The 18,779-nt window shown below is 68.0% G+C and carries 17 protein-coding genes and 1 riboswitch; of the genes, 9 read left to right on the top strand and 8 right to left on the bottom strand.

Annotation, left to right across the window (positions count from 1 at the left end; all coding sequences use genetic code 11):
* Nucleotides 1–3: 3 nt before the first annotated feature.
* From ACFV7R_RS20185 to ACFV7R_RS20175, 3 genes are all read right to left on the bottom strand, one after another.
* Nucleotides 4–834: a carbohydrate ABC transporter permease gene (locus ACFV7R_RS20185; RefSeq protein ID WP_129802222.1), complete on the bottom strand. Its 831-nt coding sequence runs from the start codon at nucleotides 832–834 to the stop codon at nucleotides 4–6.
* Nucleotides 831–1,805, bottom strand: a complete 975-nt coding sequence (locus ACFV7R_RS20180; RefSeq protein ID WP_129802223.1) for a carbohydrate ABC transporter permease — start codon at nucleotides 1,803–1,805, stop codon at nucleotides 831–833. Before ACFV7R_RS20180 ends, ACFV7R_RS20185 begins: the two co-directional genes overlap by 4 nt.
* Before the next feature lie 109 nt (nucleotides 1,806–1,914).
* Nucleotides 1,915–3,189, bottom strand: coding sequence for an extracellular solute-binding protein (locus ACFV7R_RS20175; protein ID WP_385265071.1), 1,275 nt, complete (start codon nucleotides 3,187–3,189; stop codon nucleotides 1,915–1,917).
* Nucleotides 3,190–3,583: 394 nt separating this feature from the next.
* Between ACFV7R_RS20175 and ACFV7R_RS20170 the strand changes: the two genes are divergently transcribed.
* From ACFV7R_RS20170 to ACFV7R_RS20135, 8 genes are all read left to right on the top strand, one after another.
* Nucleotides 3,584–4,348, top strand: coding sequence for a GntR family transcriptional regulator (locus tag ACFV7R_RS20170; RefSeq protein ID WP_129802225.1), 765 nt, complete (start codon nucleotides 3,584–3,586; stop codon nucleotides 4,346–4,348).
* A 74-nt stretch (nucleotides 4,349–4,422) separates the two neighbouring features.
* Nucleotides 4,423–6,567, top strand: a complete 2,145-nt coding sequence (locus ACFV7R_RS20165) for a carbon starvation CstA family protein (RefSeq protein ID WP_385265068.1) — start codon at nucleotides 4,423–4,425, stop codon at nucleotides 6,565–6,567.
* A complete protein-coding gene (locus tag ACFV7R_RS20160; protein ID WP_385265065.1) occupies nucleotides 6,533–6,739 on the top strand; it encodes a YbdD/YjiX family protein in 207 nt (68 codons plus the stop codon). The genes ACFV7R_RS20165 and ACFV7R_RS20160 overlap by 35 nt, the downstream gene beginning before the upstream one ends.
* Before the next feature lie 98 nt (nucleotides 6,740–6,837).
* On the top strand, nucleotides 6,838–7,101 hold the full coding sequence (locus ACFV7R_RS20155; protein WP_129802228.1) for a DUF3311 domain-containing protein: 264 nt from the start codon (nucleotides 6,838–6,840) through the stop codon (nucleotides 7,099–7,101).
* Entirely contained in the window at nucleotides 7,098–8,708 is a 1,611-nt protein-coding gene (gene mctP, locus ACFV7R_RS20150) for a monocarboxylate uptake permease MctP (RefSeq protein WP_385265062.1), read from the top strand. The genes ACFV7R_RS20155 and mctP overlap by 4 nt, the downstream gene beginning before the upstream one ends.
* Before the next feature lie 80 nt (nucleotides 8,709–8,788).
* Nucleotides 8,789–9,295 (top strand): GNAT family N-acetyltransferase, encoded by a 507-nt coding sequence (locus ACFV7R_RS20145; RefSeq protein WP_385265059.1) that lies wholly within the window; start codon nucleotides 8,789–8,791, stop codon nucleotides 9,293–9,295.
* A 6-nt stretch (nucleotides 9,296–9,301) separates the two neighbouring features.
* Nucleotides 9,302–9,485, top strand: a riboswitch (cobalamin riboswitch).
* Nucleotides 9,486–9,607: 122 nt separating this feature from the next.
* Nucleotides 9,608–11,965: a ribonucleoside-diphosphate reductase subunit alpha gene (locus ACFV7R_RS20140; protein WP_385265056.1), complete on the top strand. Its 2,358-nt coding sequence runs from the start codon at nucleotides 9,608–9,610 to the stop codon at nucleotides 11,963–11,965.
* Entirely contained in the window at nucleotides 11,965–12,978 is a 1,014-nt protein-coding gene (locus tag ACFV7R_RS20135; RefSeq protein ID WP_385265053.1) for a ribonucleotide-diphosphate reductase subunit beta, read from the top strand. The genes ACFV7R_RS20140 and ACFV7R_RS20135 overlap by 1 nt, the downstream gene beginning before the upstream one ends.
* Here ACFV7R_RS20135 and ACFV7R_RS20130 read toward each other — a convergent pair.
* Complete coding sequence (locus tag ACFV7R_RS20130) at nucleotides 12,891–13,133, bottom strand: hypothetical protein (RefSeq protein WP_385265050.1); 243 nt, start codon at nucleotides 13,131–13,133, stop codon at nucleotides 12,891–12,893. The two genes, ACFV7R_RS20135 and ACFV7R_RS20130, sit on opposite strands and share 88 nt — an antisense overlap.
* A 94-nt stretch (nucleotides 13,134–13,227) precedes the next feature.
* On the opposite strand from ACFV7R_RS20130, the gene ACFV7R_RS20125 reads away from it, so the two are divergent.
* Nucleotides 13,228–14,190: a GlxA family transcriptional regulator gene (locus ACFV7R_RS20125; RefSeq protein WP_385265048.1), complete on the top strand. Its 963-nt coding sequence runs from the start codon at nucleotides 13,228–13,230 to the stop codon at nucleotides 14,188–14,190.
* A gap of 15 nt (nucleotides 14,191–14,205) precedes the next feature.
* Here ACFV7R_RS20125 and ACFV7R_RS20120 read toward each other — a convergent pair whose 3' ends face one another.
* From ACFV7R_RS20120 to ACFV7R_RS20105, 4 genes are all read right to left on the bottom strand, one after another.
* The gene (locus ACFV7R_RS20120) at nucleotides 14,206–15,579 is read right to left on the bottom strand and encodes a cytochrome P450 (RefSeq protein WP_129802234.1); all 1,374 of its coding nucleotides are present in this window, start codon (nucleotides 15,577–15,579) and stop codon (nucleotides 14,206–14,208) included.
* Complete coding sequence (gene cyc1, locus ACFV7R_RS20115; RefSeq protein ID WP_385265045.1) at nucleotides 15,576–16,661, bottom strand: epi-isozizaene synthase; 1,086 nt, start codon at nucleotides 16,659–16,661, stop codon at nucleotides 15,576–15,578. The genes ACFV7R_RS20120 and cyc1 overlap by 4 nt, the downstream gene beginning before the upstream one ends.
* A gap of 281 nt (nucleotides 16,662–16,942) precedes the next feature.
* Entirely contained in the window at nucleotides 16,943–17,593 is a 651-nt protein-coding gene (gene def / locus ACFV7R_RS20110; protein ID WP_385265043.1) for a peptide deformylase, read from the bottom strand.
* Between the two features lie 63 nt (nucleotides 17,594–17,656).
* Nucleotides 17,657–18,637, bottom strand: a complete 981-nt coding sequence (locus tag ACFV7R_RS20105) for a hypothetical protein (protein ID WP_129802236.1) — start codon at nucleotides 18,635–18,637, stop codon at nucleotides 17,657–17,659.
* Nucleotides 18,638–18,779 lie beyond the last annotated feature (142 nt).

The raw sequence follows: 18,779 nt of genomic DNA, 5'->3' as shown, positions 1-18,779 counted from the left end.
GCGTTATCCCTTCACGGCGCCGGCGGTCAGACCACTGACGGCCTTGCGCTGCAGGAAGACGAAGAGGATCAGGATCGGGATGGCGAAGAGGGACGAGGCGGCCATGGTCGCGCCCCAGTCGTTGCCGAAGACGCTCTGGAAGCTGGTGAGCCACAGCGGCAGCGTCTGCGCCTCGGCCTCCTTGTTGACGACCAGGACGAGCGGGAGCTCGTTCCAGGCGGTGATGAAGCCGAACATCGAGGTGGCCATCAGGCCGGGCGCGAGCAGCGGGAAGATGACCTTGCGGAAGGCCTGGCCGCGGGTGCAGCCGTCGACCATCGCCGACTCCTCCAGCTCCCGGGGCACTGCGGCGACGAAGCCGCGCAGCGTCAGGATGGTGAAGGGCAGGATCATCATCGTGTAGAAGAGCGTCAGCGGAACCAGGCTGTTCAGCATCGACGCGTCCCGCACGATCATGTAGATCGCGATGACCATGACTTCCCACGGCGCCATCTGCGCCATCATGAAGCCGACGATGAAGCCGCGCCGTCCCTTGAACCGCATACGGGCCAGGGCGAAGGCCCCGGCGAGCGCGATGAGCAGCGAGAAGACGACCGCGAGCACCGTGACGACCAGCGAGTTGGTGACGAACGTCCAGAAGTTGTCGGCGTCGGTCGCGGTCTTGAAGTGCTCGAAGGTGGCATCGGTGGGGAACCAGACCGGGTCCTCCGAGATGATGTCGCCGGTCGGCTTGAACGCCGTCGCGAACATCCAGTACACGGGGAAGACGAAACCGATGAACAGCACGACGGCCGTGACGTTGGGCCACAGGCGGCCGAAGAGCGAGCGCTTCACAGCTCGTCCTCCTCTTGCTTGAGCACGATCCGCAGGTAGTACGCGGTCAGAGCGAGCAGGATCAGGATGGTCAGGACGGCGATCGCCGCGCCCCTGCCGTAGTGCTGGTTGCCGACGCCCTCGATGTAGGCGTAGACGGGCAGGATCTCCGTCAGCCGGTCGGGGCCGCCACCGTTGAAGGCGTAGACCTGCACGAACGCCTTGAAGACCCAGATGATCTCCAGGAACGTGGTGGCGTAGAGGAACGGACGCAGGAACGGGAACGTGACGGTGGTGAAGCTCCGCCAGGCACCGGCCCCGTCGAGGGCGGCGGCCTCGTAGAGCTCGTCCGGGATGGTGGTGGTCGCGGCGTAGAGGTTGAGCGCGACGAAGGGGATCGACATCCAGACGATCAGCACGGTGACGACGAAGAACGTCGACATCTGGCTGCTGGTCCAGCTGTAGTCGGCCATGGAGTGCCAGCCGAGCTTGTCGAGCACCCAGTTGACGACGCCGAAGCGCTGGGCGAACAGCCACTGGTAGACGGTGGTCGCGGCGACCACGGGCATCGCCCAGGCCAGCACCAGCCCGATCATCAGCGTGACCCGCATCCGCTTGCCCAGGCGGGCGAGCAACAGGCCGATCAGGGCGCCGAAGATCATGATCAGGACGACGTTCACCGCCGTGAACAGGATCGAGCGCAGGGTGACCCGCCAGAAGTCCCCTCCGGTGAGGGTCTCCTTGTAGTTGTCGATTCCGTTCCACTCGGTGACGTGCTGGATCAGCTGCGCCATGTTGAGGTTCTGGAACGACAGCAGTACGTCCTTCAGCAGCGGCCAGCCCAGCAGCAGCACGGTGGCCACGCAGGCCGGCAGCAGCAACAGATACGGGGCGAGGGCGCCGCCGCGCTGCGGAGGCCTGCGGGGTTCCCGGTCGTCCGGCTTGTGGACATCGACCGGACCGGAGGGCGGCCGTTCGGTCTGCACGGTCATGCTCGCGATCTCTCTTCTCGACCTACGGTGTCCCGTCAGCGGGAGCAGGAGCGGGAACGGGGGCCGTACGGCGCACGCGCGGCCCCCGCCCCGGCATGAGCACCGGCGCTCAGCTCTCCTGTGACAGCCGCTTGTTGAACTCGTCCTCGACCTGCGCCGCGGCCTCGGCCGGGGACTTGCCGTTGAGGACGGCGGTCATGTAGGTCTTGATCGGGTTGGGCGCGTTCTCGACGGCGGCCCACTCCGGGATCAGCGGCGTGGTGCCACCGCCCGCGGCGGCCGGCGCGGCTGCCTCGGCGGGGGCGTTGCCCGCCAGGTTGGACTGGAGCGACTCCTTGTTCGGGATGACGCCGTTGAGCTTGGCCAGCTGGCCCTCGTACTTGTCCGACAGGGCGATCTTCAGGAACTCCTGGGCGAGCTCCTGCTTCTCGCTGCCCGCGGCGACCGCGAGGTTGGAGCCACCGAGGAAGACGCCCTCGGGCTTGTCGGCCGTGTCACCGGGGATGGTGAAGTAGCCGATCTCCTTCTCGATCTTGGGGTTGGCCTCGACCGCGATGCCGGCCTCCCAGCCCATCGCGATGACGGCGCCGACGTTGCCCTTGGCGAAGACCTCGCCCTGCTGCGGGGTGGCCTCGTCCTTGTCCTTGGGCGCCTTGGAGAGGGCCTGGAACTTCTTGTACGTCTCCATGGCGGCGGCGACCTTCGGGTCGTCGAGGTTGGAGACGTACTTGTCGCCTTCCTTCTTGACCAGTTCACCGCCCTCGCCGACGACGAGGCCGACGAAGTGGTACCAGTTCTGGCCGGGCAGGTAGATCGGCTCGGCGTCGGTCTTGTCGCCGATGGTCTTCAGGGCGTCGTAGAACTCGTCGCGGGTCTTGGGCGTGTCCTTGATGCCGGCGTCGGCCCAGACCTTCTTGTTGTACATGACGACGCGGTTGGCGAAGTACCACGGCGCCGCGTACTGCTTGCCCTCGTAGACCGAGGAGTTGTTCAGGGCCTCGGTCCAGTCGGCGCCGATCTCCGACTTGAGGTCGGCGAGGTCGGCGAGGCCGCCGGTCTTGGCGTAGGCCGGGGTCTGGGTGTTGCCGATCTCGAAGACGTCCGGCGGGTTCTCCTCGGACAGGGCGGTGGTCAGCTTCTGCTGGATGCCGTTCCACTGCTGGACCTCGAACTTGACCTTCGCCTTGGTCTTCTTCTCGAAGGCCGCGGCGACGTCCTTCTGCCACTGGTCGGGCGAGGAGCCGTCCATCACCCACACGGTGAGCGTCTGGCCCGCGTAGCCGTCCGCTCCGGTCTTGCCCTCGTCGCCGTTGTCGCCCCCGCACGCCGCAATGGAGACCATCATTGCCGCGACACCGATCGCGGATATCAGCTTGCGCTTCACGCCACCCTCCTCAGGGATGCCACAAACCCCCCTCGTCCCCGCGGTGACTGACGTACCGCCCTGGGGCCGGGACCTGGACCAATGGTGTAGACCAGTACGGGGAGCTTGGCCCAGACCATAGGGCGTGTCAAGGGTCTCGTGTAGGGCCCGACCAGCCGTTATGGGACCTACATATGCAGGAACCTTTAAGTAAGAACCCGTCGAAAACAGCGACTCCACGCGGCACACTTCGGGTAGACCACTTGGACGTGGTGGACTAGACCAACGGAGGCGTCGACGGTATACAAGGGGATCACGGAACGTGCGGGGAACCTCTCGCGCGCAGCCGTGCCACGATGTGAGCCGTGACCGACGGACGTCCGTCGTGTCGGTACAGGAGCCGGGAAGGCGGAGCATGAGCACTGACGTCAGCAGTGCGGAGAACGAGAACGGGGCGCCCGTCCGTACGGCGCGCGTGCCCAAGTACTACCGCCTGAAGAAGCACCTGCTCGACATGACGGAGACACTGCCGCCCGGCACACCGGTCCCGCCCGAGCGCACCCTGGCCGCGGAGTTCGACACCTCCCGCACCACCGTGCGGCAGGCGCTGCAGGAGCTGGTGGTCGAGGGCCGGCTGGAGCGCATCCAGGGCAAGGGCACGTTCGTCGCCAAGCCGAAGGTGTCCCAGGCGCTGCAACTCACCTCGTACACCGAGGACATGCGCGCGCAGGGCCTGGAGCCGACCTCACAGCTGCTGGACATCGGCTACATCACCGCGGACGACACCCTCGCCGGCCTCCTCGACATCTCCCCCGGCGGACGCGTGCTGCGCATCGAGCGGCTGCGCATGGCCAACGGCGAGCCGATGGCCATCGAGACGACCCACCTGAGCGCGAAGCGCTTTCCGGCGCTGCGCCGCAGCCTCGTCAAGTACACGTCCCTCTACACCGCCCTCGCCGAGGTGTACGACGTCCATCTCGCGGAGGCCGAGGAGACCATCGAGACGTCGCTGGCGACTCCGCGGGAGGCGGGACTGCTCGGCACCGACGTGGGGCTGCCCATGCTGATGCTGTCCCGGCACTCGCTGGACCGGGACGGGAAGCCGGTGGAGTGGGTGCGGTCGGTGTATCGCGGCGACCGCTACAAGTTCGTGGCGAGGTTGAAGCGTCCACAGGAGTAGCGCTCAGGGTGTAGCGCAGATCACATTCCTGCCCTACGGTCCTCCCGTCATCGCATACGTCGGGAGGACCGCCCGTGCGCACAGCGAATGCCCGAACCATCGTCATCTGGACCCTCGTTGCACTGGTCGGCGCCGCCGGCTGGACCGTGCTCGCGCTCTCGCGCGGGGAGGAGGTCTCGGCGGCGTGGATGGTCGCCGCCGCCCTCGGCACGTACGCGATCGCCTACCGCTTCTACGCCAAGTTCATCGCGTACAAGGTCCTCAAGGTCGACAAGACCCGCGCCACCCCGGCCGAACGCCTCGACAACGGCATCGACTTCCACCCCACCGACCGCCGTGTCCTGCTCGGCCACCACTTCGCGGCGATCGCCGGCGCCGGCCCGCTCGTCGGCCCCGTGCTCGCCGCGCAGATGGGATATCTCCCCGGCACGATCTGGATCATCGTCGGCGTCATCTTCGCGGGCGCGGTGCAGGACATGGTGGTGCTGTTCTTCTCCACCCGGCGCGACGGACGGTCGCTGGGCCAGATGGCACGCGAGGAGATCGGCCCGTTCGGCGGCGCCGCCGCACTGCTCGCCGCGTTCGCCATCATGATCATCCTGCTCGGCGTGCTGGCGCTGGTCGTCGTCAACGCCCTCGCGGCCTCCCCGTGGGGCACCTTCTCCATCGCGATGACCATCCCGATCGCGCTGCTGATGGGCTTCTACCTGCGGGTCCTCAGGCCGGGCCGGGTCGCCGAGGTCTCCCTCATCGGCGTCGCACTGCTGCTGCTCGCACTGGTCGCGGGCCGCTGGGTCGCCGAGTCCTCCTGGGCCGACACCTTCACCCTCGCCCCTTCCACGCTGGTGATCTGGCTGGTGGCGTACGGCTTCATCGCCTCGATCCTGCCGGTGTGGATGCTGCTCGCACCCCGCGACTATCTGTCCACCTTCATGAAGATCGGCACGATCGTGCTGCTCGCCCTCGGTGTCGTCATGGCGCTGCCGACGCTGAAGATGGACGCGGTCACCGACTTCGCCTCGCGCGGCGACGGCCCGGTCTTCGCGGGCTCGCTCTTCCCGTTCGTCTTCATCACCATCGCCTGCGGTGCGCTCTCCGGCTTCCACTCGCTGATCTCCTCCGGTACGACGCCGAAGATGATCCAGAAGGAGACGCAGGTCCGGATGATCGGCTACGGCTCCATGCTGATGGAGTCGTCGGTCGCCGTGATGGCGCTGGTCGCGGCCAGCATCATCGATCCGGGCCTGTACTTCGCGATGAACGCGCCCTCCGGTGTCATCGGTACGACGGTCGAGAACGCCTCGCAGGTGGTGGGCAGTTGGGGTTACCAGATATCCCCCGCCGACCTCGCCGAGGCCGCGGAGAGCGTCGAGGAGTCGACCCTGCTGTCCCGCACCGGCGGTGCGCCCACCCTCGCCGTGGGCGTCTCGCAGATCTTCTCCGAGGTGACCGGCGGAGGCCTCAAGGCGTTCTGGTATCACTTCGCGATCATGTTCGAGGCGCTGTTCATCCTGACCGCGCTGGACGCCGGCACCCGCGTGGGCCGCTTCATGCTCCAGGACACCCTCGGCAACGTCTACAAGCCCTTCAAGAACGTCAGCTGGAAGCCGGGCCTGGTCATCACCAGCGCGATCGTCTGCGGTCTGTGGGGCTACTTCCTCTGGGTGGGCGTCCACGAACCGCTCGGCGGCATCAACCAGCTGTTCCCGATCTTCGGCATCTCCAACCAGCTGCTGGCGGCGGTCGCCCTCGCCGTCTGCACCACCCTGCTGGTGAAGTCCGGCCGCCTCAAGTGGGCCTGGATCACCGGCATTCCGCTCGCCTGGGACGCGACGGTCACCCTGACCGCCAGCTGGCAGAAGGTGTTCTCCAGTGACCCCAAGGTCGGCTTCTTCAAGCAGCGTCAGGTGTTCCAGGACGCCATCGACCGCGGGGAGATCCTGCCGCCGGCCAAGACCATGGACGACATGCACACCGTCGTCACCAACTCCACGGTGGACGGCGTCCTGTCCGCCGTACTCGCCCTCCTGATCGTCGTCGTGATCGTGGACGCGACCCGGGTCTGCGTCCGGCACGTCCGGCGCCCCGCGCTGTCCACGCTCAGCGAGGCGCCGTACGTGGAGTCGAAGATCGTCGCGCCGGCCGGGCTGTTCCCCACCCGGGAGGAGAAGGAGGAGGAGCGCCATGCGGCCCTCGGCACTGCTGCGCCGCGTGATTAGCGGGGTGCACTGGTACGTGCGGGAGCTGACCGACGAGTCGGCCTACGACCGCTATGTCGCGCACCTCCGCAAGGACCGTCCGGAGGCGGAGGTGCTGTCCCGACGGGAATTCGAGCGAATGCGGACATATCGGCGGGAAAGGGACCCACGGCAAGGCTTCCGATGCTGCTGAGTACCGATATGTGAACGAGGGGTTCCGAATGTGCGACACCGTGACCTAGATTGCCTGCGCATTACCCAGGTGATCAGTGAGGGGACGGAGTCCACCAGATGTCACAAGCCCCAGAAGTGAACAGAGCGGCGGTGGTGACGCCGGTGCGCGTCGTCATCGCCCTCTGCCTCATAGCGCCCTTTGTGGCGATGCTGTGGGTCGGTTCGTACGCCAAGACCGACCCGGCCTTCATCGGCATCCCGTTCTTCTACTGGTACCAGATGGCCTGGGTGATCATCTCCACGGTCCTGACGATGATCGCGTACCAGCTGTGGCAGCGTGACCAGCGCGCCCGCAAGTCCGAGAGGGGTGCCGGCTCATGAAGGACGGTGTGAACGGCGTCGCACTCGCCGTCTTCATCCTCTTCTTCGTCGCCGTGACGGTCATGGGTTTCCTGGCCGCACGCTGGCGCAAGGCGGAGAACGAGCACAGCCTCGACGAATGGGGTCTGGGTGGCCGGTCGTTCGGCACCTGGATCACCTGGTTCCTGCTCGGCGGTGACCTCTACACCGCCTATACGTTCGTGGCGGTCCCGGCGGCGATCTACGCGGCGGGCGCGGCCGGCTTCTTCGCCGTGCCCTACACGATCCTCATCTACCCGATGATGTTCGTCTTCCTGCCGCGGCTGTGGTCGGTCTCGCACAAGCACGGGTACGTCACCACCTCGGACTTCGTCCGCGGCCGCTTCGGCTCCAAGAGCCTGTCGCTGGCGGTGGCGGTGACCGGCATCCTCGCCACGATGCCGTACATCGCGCTCCAGCTGGTCGGCATCCAGGCCGTGCTGGACGTCCTGGGCGTCGGCGGCGGCGAGAACACGCACTGGTTCATCAAGGACCTGCCGCTGCTGATCGCCTTCGGTGTGCTGGCCGCCTACACGTACTCGTCGGGTCTGCGCGCGCCGGCCCTGATCGCGTTCGTGAAGGACACGCTGATCTACCTCGTCATCGCCGTCGCGATCATCTACATCCCGATCAAGCTGGGCGGCTTCGACGACATCTTCGCCGCGGCGAGCGACAAGTACACGGAAGCGGGCGCGGGCGGACTCGTCCCGGCCGGCGGCTCGCAGTGGACGTACGCCACCCTGGCGCTGGGCTCGGCGCTCGCGCTGTTCATGTACCCGCACAGCGTGACGGCCGTGCTGTCCAGCCGCAGCCGGGACGTCATCCGCCGCAACTCCACGATCCTGCCGCTGTACTCGCTGATGCTCGGCCTGCTCGGCCTGCTCGGTTTCATGGCGATCGCGGCCGGCATCAAGGTGGAGAACGGCCAGCTGGCGATCCCCCAGCTCTTCGAGAACATGTTCCCGGACTGGTTCACGGGCGTCGCCTTCGCGGCGATCGGCATCGGCGCGCTGGTGCCGGCGGCGATCATGTCGATCGCGGCGGCCAACCTCTTCACCCGGAACATCTACAAGGACTTCCTGAAGCCGGACGCCACGCCCGCACAGGAGACCAAGGTCTCCAAGCTGGTGTCCCTGCTGGTGAAGGTGGGCGCGCTGATCTTCGTCCTCGGCATGGACAAGACCGTCGCGATCAACTTCCAGCTCCTGGGCGGCATCTGGATCCTGCAGACCTTCCCGGCCCTGGTCGGCGGCCTGTTCACCCGCTGGTTCCACCGCTGGGCACTGCTCGCCGGCTGGGCGGTCGGCATGATCTACGGCACGGTCGCCGCGTACGGTGTGGCCTCGCCGACGCAGAAGCACTTCGGCGGCTCGTCGGCGGAGATCCCGGGGATCGGGGAGATCGGGTACATCGGCCTGACGGCGTTCGTCCTGAACCTGGTCGTGACGGTGGTCCTCACCTTCGCCCTGAAGGCGGCGAACGCCCCCGAGGGCGTGGACGAGACCAGCCCGGAGGACTACACGGGTGAGGCGGGCGACCCGGGGGTGAAGGTGGAGCTGCCGCCGGCAACTGCCGGTTCCGCTCACTGACCACACGAAACCCCCAGCGGGCCGCCGAGAGCAAGAAACTCGGCGGCCCGCTGTCGTACCCCTCCGGCACACTCGCCTTCATGGACATCACGATCCGGCAGGCAGTGCCCGACGAGTACGAGCTCATCGGCGAAATCACCGCCCAGGCCTACCTCCAGGACGGCCTCCTCGACTTCGGCGAGAGCGACGAATACCTCGTCGAACTGAGAGACGTGGCCAAGCGAGCCGCCGCCGCAGACGTCCTGGTCGCCGTGGCGGACGGGCACGTCCTGGGCGGCGTGACCTTCGTACCGTCCGGCGGCCCCATGGCCGACATCGCGGGCCCCGGCGAAGCCGAGATACGCATGCTGGCCGTGGCTCAGGAGGCGCGAGGCCGCGGCGCCGGCGAGGCCCTCGTCCGCACCTGCACAGCCCGCGCACGGGCCACCGACGGCTGCACCCGCATCGTCCTGTCGACCCAGCGCACCATGCACACCGCCCACCGGATCTACGAACGCCTCGGCTTCGTCCGTACACCAGAGCGGGACTGGAATCCGGTCCCGCACCTGGACGACATCACTCTCCTCACCTACCAGTTGACGCTCTGAAACCAGCGAGACACAACATCTGGTGGTGCTCCGCGAACCCGGCACAAGATGTATGCTCATGCTCGCTGTCGCCGCAGGGGAATCCGGTGCGAATCCGGAACTGTCCCGCAACGGTGTACTCGTACACGTATGCCCGCATGCCGTCGTACGAGAGTCAGTCCGAGGACCTGCCGACAGTGCGCCCGGCCATCCGGCCCGGGTGCCATGACGTCCGGGCCTCGTGGAATGGGCCGGTGGACGCGACGCCGTGTGCGCTCGTGAGCTGCCCCCTGCCCTCCGCAAGGCCCTGTGCCGAGCGAGGGAGAGCCCCACGTGACCATCGCGCCAGCCGAACCGGCCTCAGCGACTCCGGCGGAGACCGACGGTCCCGGAGCCGCACTGCTGCGGACCCTGACCGAGCTGACCGCCGACCTCCCCGACGCCGACCCCGGACGGGTCGCCGCCGCCGCGCTGCGCGGCCGGTCCTCCCGGGCGGACGACACGGAGTTGCGCGAGCTGGCCACCGAGGCGGCCGCCGGCCTCATCTCCGAGGACCCCGCCTACTCCCGGCTGGCCGCCCGCCTGCTGACGATCAGCATCGCCGCCGAGGCCGCCTCCCAGGGCGTCACGTCCTTCACCGAGTCCGTCGCCGTCGGACACCGCGAGGGCCTGATCGCCGACCGCACCGCCGAGTTCGTGCGCATCCACGCCGACCGCCTCGACGCTCTCGTCGACCCCGAAGCCGACGACCGCTTCGGCTACTTCGGCCTGCGCACCCTGCACAGCCGCTATCTCCTCCGGCACCCCCACACGCGCAAGGTCGTCGAGACGCCCCAGCACTTCCTGCTGCGCGTCGCCGCCGGCCTCGCCGAGGACGACACGATCCGCTCCGTGGACGAAGTCGCCGCGCTCTACCGGCTCATGAGCCGCCTCGACTACCTCCCGTCCTCCCCCACGCTCTTCAACTCCGGTACGCGACACCCCCAGATGTCGTCCTGCTACCTCCTCGACTCCCCCAAGGACGAGCTGGACTCCATCTACGACCGCTACCACCAGGTCGCCCGCCTCTCCAAGCACGCCGGCGGCATCGGCATCGCGTACTCCCGCATCCGCTCCCGCGGCTCCCTGATCCGCGGCACGAACGGCCACTCCAACGGCATCGTCCCGTTCCTGAAGACCCTCGACGCCTCGGTCGCCGCGGTGAACCAGGGCGGGCGGCGCAAGGGCGCGGCGGCGGTCTACCTGGAGACCTGGCACTCCGACATCGAGGAGTTCCTGGAGCTGCGTGACAACACCGGCGAGGACGCCCGGCGCACCCACAACCTCAACCTCGCGCACTGGATCCCGGACGAGTTCATGCGCCGGGTCGACGCCGACGAGCAGTGGTCGCTGTTCTCGCCGTCCGACGTGCCCGAGCTGGTCGACCTGTGGGGCGAGGAGTTCGACGCGGCGTACCGCAGGGCGGAGGCGGCAGGCCTCGCCAAGAAGACCATCCCGGCCCGTGACCTCTACGGCCGGATGATGCGCACCCTCGCGCAGACCGGCAACGGCTGGATGACCTTCAAGGACGCCGCCAACCGCACCGCCAACCAGACCGCCGAGCCGGGTCACGTGGTCCACTCCTCCAACCTCTGCACGGAGATCCTGGAGGTCACCGACGACGGGGAGACGGCGGTCTGCAACCTGGGTTCGGTCAACCTGGGCGCCTTCGCCGATCCGGCGACCGGCGGCATCGACTGGGAGCGGCTGGATGCCACCGTCCGTACCGCCGTCACCTTCCTCGACCGCGTCGTGGACATCAACTTCTACCCGACCGAGCAGGCGGGCCGGTCCAACGCCGAGTGGCGTCCGGTCGGCCTCGGCGCGATGGGCCTGCAGGACGTCTTCTTCAAGCTGCGCCTGCCCTTCGACTCACCCGAGGCCAAGGCCCTCTCCACCCGCATCGCCGAGCGCATCATGCTCGCCGCGTACGAGGCCTCCGCCGACCTGGCCGAGCGGAGCGGCCCGCTGCCGGCCTGGCAGAAGACCCGTACCGCGAAGGGTGTTCTGCACCCCGACCACTACGGCGTCGAGCCGGCCTGGCCGGAGCGCTGGGCGGCGCTGCGGGCGCGTATCGCCGAAACGGGCCTGCGCAACTCCCTGCTCCTGGCGATCGCGCCCACCGCCACGATCGCCTCGATCGCCGGTGTGTACGAGTGCATCGAGCCGCAGGTGTCGAACCTCTTCAAGCGCGAGACGCTGTCCGGCGAGTTCCTCCAGGTCAACTCGTATCTGGTGCAGGACCTCAAGGACCTCGGCGTCTGGGACGCCCGCAGCCGTGAGGCGCTGCGCGAGGCGAACGGCTCGGTGCAGGACTTCGCCTGGATCCCCGAGGACGTACGGCGGCTCTACCGCACGGCGTGGGAGATCCCGCAGCGCGGCCTGATCGACATGGCGGCCGCCCGCACGCCGTTCCTGGACCAGTCCCAGTCGCTGAACCTGTTCATGGAGACGCCGACCATCGGCAAACTCTCCTCGATGTACGCGTACGCCTGGAAGCAGGGCCTGAAGACGACGTACTACCTCCGCTCCCGCCCGGCGACCCGCATCGCCCGCGCAGCGCAAGCCACCACCCCTGTACAGCAGCCGACCCCCGACGAGGCGGTCGCCTGCTCCCTGGAAAACCCCGAGTCCTGCGAGGCCTGTCAGTGATGTCCACCCGTAACCAGAATCTCCTCGACCCGGGCTTCGAGCTGACCCTGCGCCCCATGCGCTACCCGGACTTCTACGAGCGCTACCGGGACGCCATCAAGAACACCTGGACCGTGGAGGAGGTCGACCTCCATTCGGACGTGTCGGATCTCGCCAAACTGTCACAGGGTGAGCAGCACCTGATCGGCCGTCTGGTCGCCTTCTTCGCGACGGGCGACTCGATCGTGGCCAACAACCTGGTGCTGACGCTCTACAAGCACATCAACTCCCCCGAGGCCCGGCTGTACCTGAGCCGTCAGCTCTTCGAGGAGGCCGTCCACGTCCAGTTCTACCTGACGCTGCTGGACACCTACCTCCCCGACCCGGAGGACCGCGCGGCGGCCTTCGCTGCGGTCGAGAACATCCCCTCCATCCGCGAGAAGGCCGAGTTCTGCTTCAAGTGGATGGACTCGGTGGAGTCGATCGACCGCCTGGAGACCCAGGCCGACCGCCGCCGCTTCCTGCTCAACCTCATCTGCTTCGCCGCGTGCATCGAGGGCCTGTTCTTCTACGGCGCCTTCGCCTACGTCTACTGGTTCCGCAGCCGGGGCCTGCTGCACGGCCTGGCCACCGGCACCAACTGGGTGTTCCGTGACGAGACGATGCACATGAGCTTCGCCTTCGACATCGTGGACACCGTCCGCAAGGAGGAGCCGGAGCTGTTCGACGACGCGCTCCAGCAGCAGGTCACCGACATGCTGCGGGAGGCCGTCGAGGCCGAGCTGCAGTTCGCGCGCGACCTGTGCGGTGACGGCCTCCCGGGCATGAACACCGACTCGATGCGGCAGTACCTGGAGTGCGTCGCCGACCAGCGCCTCACGCGCCTCGGCTTCGCCCCGGTGTACGGCTCCGAGAACCCCTTCTCCTTCATGGAGCTCCAGGGGGTTCAGGAGCTCACCAACTTCTTCGAGCGGCGTCCCTCGGCGTACCAGGTGGCGGTGGAGGGCACCGTCGACCTGGACGAGGACTTCTGATCCTCCTTCTCCCTGTCGTGGTCCTGGGCCTCCCTGAGCTGTCGGTCGACGCGCCGGTCGTGGGCGATGCCGATCAGTGCGGGGAGGACCATGATCGCGAAGAGTGCGAGGACGGCCAGCATTCCGATCAGGGCTTCGATCTGGTTCGCGTTCATGGACACCACTGTCGCGCCGGATACTCCTTACCAACAGTGGCAGGTCTGCCGTAGAACCTCGAATTACTGCCACTCCTGAGGCACACTGGGGAGCATGCTGCAGAACGTGGCCGCCGTCCTCGTCGACGGCGTGAATCCCTTCGAACTCGGCGTCATCTGCGAGGTCTTCGGCATCGACCGCAGCGACGACGGACTGCCCGTGTACGACTTCGCGGTCGCCTCGGCCGAGGGGCCGGTGCTGCGCTCCAACGCCGGCTTCTCGATGCAGGTCGAGCACGGACTGGAGCGGCTGGAGACGGCCGATCTGATCGCCGTACCGGCCGGGGCGGGGTACGAGTCCCGGACCTTCCCACCGGAGCTGCTCGATACCCTGAGCCGGGCCGTGGACCGGGGTGCGCGGGTGCTGAGCGTGTGCTCCGGCGTCTTCGTACTGGGCGCCGCGGGGCTGCTGGACGGGCGGCGCTGTGCCGTGCACTGGCGGCACGCGGCCGAGCTGTCCCGGCAGTATCCGCGGGCGGCCGTCGAACCGGACGTGCTCTACGTCGACGAGGACCCGGTGATCACCTCGGCCGGCACCGCCGCCGGCATCGACGCCTGTCTGCACATCGTGCGCAAGGAGCAGGGGCCGGAGGTCGCCAACCGGATCGCCCGGCGGATGGTCGTGCCGCCGCACCGCGACGGGGGCCAGGCCCAGTACATCGAGCGGCCGCTGCCCGCCTCCGAGTGCGACACGGTCGCCGAGGTGCTGGTGTGGATGGAGCGCAACCTCGACCAGGAGGTGACCGTCGAGCAGCTCGCCGCCCGCGCCCTGATGTCCCCGCGCACCTTCGCCCGCCGCTTCCAGCAGGAGACGGGGACGACTCCGTACCGCTGGATCCTGCGCCAACGGGTGCTGCTGGCCCAGCGGTTGCTGGAGGCGACGGACGAGACGGTGGACGCGATCGCGGGCCGCACGGGGTTCGGGACCGCGGCCGCGCTGCGCCATCAGTTCGTACGGGCGCTGGGAACGACCCCGAACGCCTACCGGCGCACGTTCAGAGGGCCTCAGGCCGCCTGAACGCGCGCCCGGCCGTCACCTCGGTACCGGCCTGAGCAGCAGCTGGTGCGGGCGCAGCGTGATGCCCACCCGGGTCGTGTCGTTGGACCCGGCCACCTGCTCGAAGCGGTACCTGGTCGCCACCGCCGCCGTGATCAGCGACAGCTGGGCCATCGAGAAGTGGTCGCTCGGGCACTTGCGGTTGCCCACGCTGAACGGGCTCATGGCGTATTTCGGTACGTCCTTGACGCGTTCCGGAAGCCACCGGTCGGGGTCGAACTTCAGGTTGTCCGCATACGAACGCGGATCGCGCTGGATCGCATACGGACTGTAGATGATGTCCGCACCGGCCGGAATGCGATAGCCGCCGAGTTCCGTGTCGGTGACGGCGCGCCGCGTCAGTATCCATACGGCCGGACGCAAACGCATCGCCTCGACGACGACATTGTTCGTGTGCGTGAGCCGCCGGACGTCCTCGAATGCGACGGGCCGCCCGCCGGTCACGGATTCAACTTCGTCCCGGACCTTGTCCGCGTGTTCCGGATGCTCGGCGAGCACCTGGAGCAGCCACATGATCGTGGATGCCACCGTTTCGCTTCCGGGGGTGAGTATCGCGACGACCTGGTCGTGGATCTCCTGTTCCCCGATGGGGTCGCCATTGTCGTCCTTCGCCTCCAGCAACGCCGTCAGCAAATCGTCCGGCTTTTGACCGGATGCCCGGCGCTCGGCCACGATCTCGTCGACCAGGAGATGCAAATCGGCCAGTGCCCGGTTGAATTCCCGGTTGGCAGGGAGCGGCAGTTTGTACAGCGGTCCGAGCGGCATGACCATGCGCTGGTACATACCGCGGAACACGGTGGCGAGCGCGACGCACAGCCGCTCGGCCCGCTCGTCCATGTACTCGCCGCGCAGCAGGCACCGGGCCGCGATGCGCACGGCGACCCGGAAGGACTCGGAGGTGCAGTCGATGGTCTCGCCGGGCTTCCAGCGCTCGGTCAGCGCATGCGCCTCCTCCTCCATGATCGGCCCGTACGCCGGGATGGCGTCGAGCCGGAAGGCGGGCTGGATGGTGCGCCGCTGGCGCCGGTGGGTGGGCCCGTTGGCGGTGGCCACGCCCTCCTTGCCGAGCAGGCCTTCCAGGGACTCCCACAGCGGGCCGTCGATCTTGTAGTCGGGGCTCAGCGCCAGGGCCCCGGTGAGGGCCGGGGTGGTGACGGCGTACACCGTCTTCGGGCCGAGCTTCAGCCGGACGACGTCGCCGTCGTCGCGCAGCCGGGACATGAAGGCCAGCGGGTCGCGGACCAGCTTCCAGCCGTGGCCGAGGAGCGGGACACCGCCGCCCGCGAGGGGCGGTTCGCGCAGTTCCGACGCGTGGGCCGGGGCGTCGGGCTTCACAGACTCGACGGTCATTTCTCACCTGCCGCTTCGTTGTTGACGTACGGGGGCGTGGACCGGTCGTCCCAGCTGTCGACCATGTAACGGCCGGATTCGTGGTGGAACCAGTAGACGGAACTGAACCAGTTCCGCATATTCGTGAGGCAGGCGCGCACGGCAATGCTCAGTTCCTTGCCGTGCAGCGTTCCGTCGTCGAGGCCGTCGGCGAACCGCATGGCCTCCCGTTCGGCGACGAGGAATTCGGTGATGCATTCCTCGACCCGCCGCCGTACTTCCGCCACTGCCTCTTCCAGCGTCAGCCCCTCATGGGTGACGAGACTGATTCCGAGATTGTGGACCTCATCGCCCGCGATTTCCTTGGGCAGCGAACAGAGGTCGTTGTACCAGGCGGCGAATTCCTGACTCAGCAGCGCCGCCCTCCGATATGCCGGATGTTTCCGCACGCCGTCCGGGAGTTCCTGTCCGGCGCTCGGCTCCAGCAGGTCGGTCCAGATCCAGTGCGCGAACGTGAGCCGGCGCAGCGCGAGATACTCCTCGACCGTGGGCACAATTCCCTCGGTGCGGTTGCGGAATTCCCGGTCGTACGCCTCGATCACCTCGTGGAAGTGCCGGGCGAACCGCTCGTTCCAGGTGCGGGGCAGGAACGAGTACAGCCGCAGCACACTGTCCGCGAGCCCCGCGACCACGGGATCCTCGTGGTGCAGATGGTTCCGGGGAGAATCGAGCGCCTCGTGCAAGCGGCCGCGCAGCCGGCGCCAGGCCGCCGGCCGGCGGTGGACGATGTCACGGTCGTGGCGGTCGTCCCAGACGAAGAACCACGCGCTGTAGTCCGCTATCGCCTGGAGCACCTCGTCCGGGGCACCCAGGTAGTACCCCGCCATGAGATCGGTGTAGCACAGGCCGTCGGCATATTCCTCAACCTTGTCCGCCGGCATGAGCCGTTTTTCCAGGAGCCAGGTGCGGGTCTTCTCCTGGAGCCTGGGCCAATACGGGTGCAATTGCCTGGGAAACGCTGCCTCGATCATCGGGAGAGACAGCGACGGTGGGACGGCGATCGCTGTTGCGGTCGATGTGGTGCTGTGTGGGAAAGCAGGCACGAACAAACCCCTCTCAGCCGCCAGTTGGGCACGCCCCTCCCGCTGTGCCGGGCGTGCGCCGTTGCATATCCCCGCACTTCCATTCAGCACTACAACTGACCGTTCTGGGAACGGATTTGCTTCATTCGCTACCCCACAGTGCCGAGATGCTCCTCTCTCCTGACTGATTCTGGATCACCGGCAGACCGTATGCGCTCGAACGTGCGACGGACAGACGAACGGCGCCTGATCGGGGAGGGAACCCTGATCAGACGCCGTGCGCAGGAGAGTGGTGAGGTCGGTCAGCCGTTCGCGACCACGGGATAGCGGGGCTCGTTCTCGGCCATCTGCCGCAGCGCGTCCTTGCGTTCACGCTTGGAGAGCCGGTCGATGTAGAGGTATCCGTACAGGTGGTCCGTCTCGTGCTGCAGACACCGAGCGAAGTAGCCGGTGCCGCGCACCTTGATCGGGTTGCCCCGCTCGTCCTGTCCGGTCACCTCGGCGTAGTCCGGCCGCGCGAGCGGCGCGTACGCGGTGGGCACCGACAGACAGCCCTCGTTGCTGTCGTCCAGCCGGCGCTTTTCGGCGGGCAGCTCCACCAGCTCGGGGTTGCACACGACGCCGACGTGCCGGACGCCCGCGTCGTCCTGGCAGTCGTAGACGAAGACCTTCAGATCGACGCCGATCTGGTTGGCGGCGAGGCCCACGCCCTCGGCGGTGCGCTGGCTGGCGAACATGTCGTCGACCAGCTTCAGCAGTTCGCCGTCGAAGGTGGTGACGTCCTTGCACTCCTTGTGCAGGACCGGGTTGCCCACGACCGTGATGGGGCGCGAGGTGCCGCGCGCGCGGTATGCCTGCTCGCGCTCCTCGCAGTCCTCCGTGTCGATGACGAAGCCCTCGTCGTCCACGGGGAGCACGCCCGCGTGCTGCTGATCGGTGTCCTGCTGCGCCATGACCGACGTACGCCTTCCTCGGAAAATCAGGGGGGTGATGCTGATACAGGGTACGGGGACCGCTCAGCAGACCTCTTCCAGATCCCGCCAGTCCCTGGAGTCCGGGCTGTCCGCAACCCACCCGTCCAGCAGCCCCCTCACCAGCGAAGCCGGCGCAGCCACCCCGCACTCGCGCTCGGGCACCCACAGCTGCCCGTCCGTGCGATGGCCGAGCGGCCCCGGATGACCGGGCTCGCTGTGATCGTGCGGATCCAGGTGCTCCCCGTCTCCCTCGTCCGCCGGCATCCGCGACTCCGAGCACAGCCGGCACAGCAGCCGCACGGACGACGACCAGTCCTCCGCGGCGAACCCGGCGTCGGCCGCCAGCTGCTCCAGGGCGTCCCGGTCGGCCTCGGTGTCGGCCTCCAGGAGGACCACCCAGGTCGGCACCGGCGAGGGAGCCCACAGCTCGATCTCGTCGAAGACCGGATAGGAGTGCCCCGCGGCTGTCGTCCGCTCTCCGTGCGGCACGCCGTCGTGCAGTACGACCTCGCCCCAGCGCCGCCCGGAGGACGGCAGTGGAATGGACTGCACCTCGATCCGCGCGGGATCCAGCCGCTTCCCCCACACCACCTCGGCCTCGCCCTCCGGCGACAGCCGTACGGCCGCGCTGCCGAGGTCCATGCCGACGGGCTCGCCGGACGCCGTGGCACCGCCGGGCACATGCAGCCCGTAGGCCTGCCAGGCGCGCCGGGCCAGCGGCCAGTCCTGCAGGGCGGTGGCGGCGATGCCGACGTTCCACCAGTCGGGTGCGCCGGTCTCCCGGTCGAGCAGGGCCACAGCCCTGAGGCCCGCCGCCCTGGCCTGCTCCCAGTCGTGCCGGAACTTGTGCAGCAGGGCGAGGTTGAACCAGGACTCCGACAGCCAGGGCTCCAGGTCCGCGGCCCGGGTCAGCAGCGCGCCCGCGTCCTCGTACCGGCCGTCCCCGATCAGCGTGAACGCGCGGTCGGTGGCCTGCCGCCAGGAGGCGGAGGGCCGGTGCCGTCCCTTGCCGAAGATCCTCACGATTCCCGCCTGCCAGTTCCGTTCGGTGGGCTGGCCTGTGCCCCCGGACACCCTTCCCTTCGCATCCAACCACGTGCGGCTGGAAGGACGCTCATTACCCATGGGTTACCCAGCCACAGGGAGGGTCAGACCATCCCGCCCG

It is taken from the genome of Streptomyces sp. NPDC059866, from assembly GCF_042731325.1.
GTDB classification, from domain to species: Bacteria; Actinomycetota; Actinomycetes; order Streptomycetales; family Streptomycetaceae; genus Streptomyces; species Streptomyces flavusporus.
This window is presented reverse-complemented; position numbering and strand designations above follow the sequence as displayed.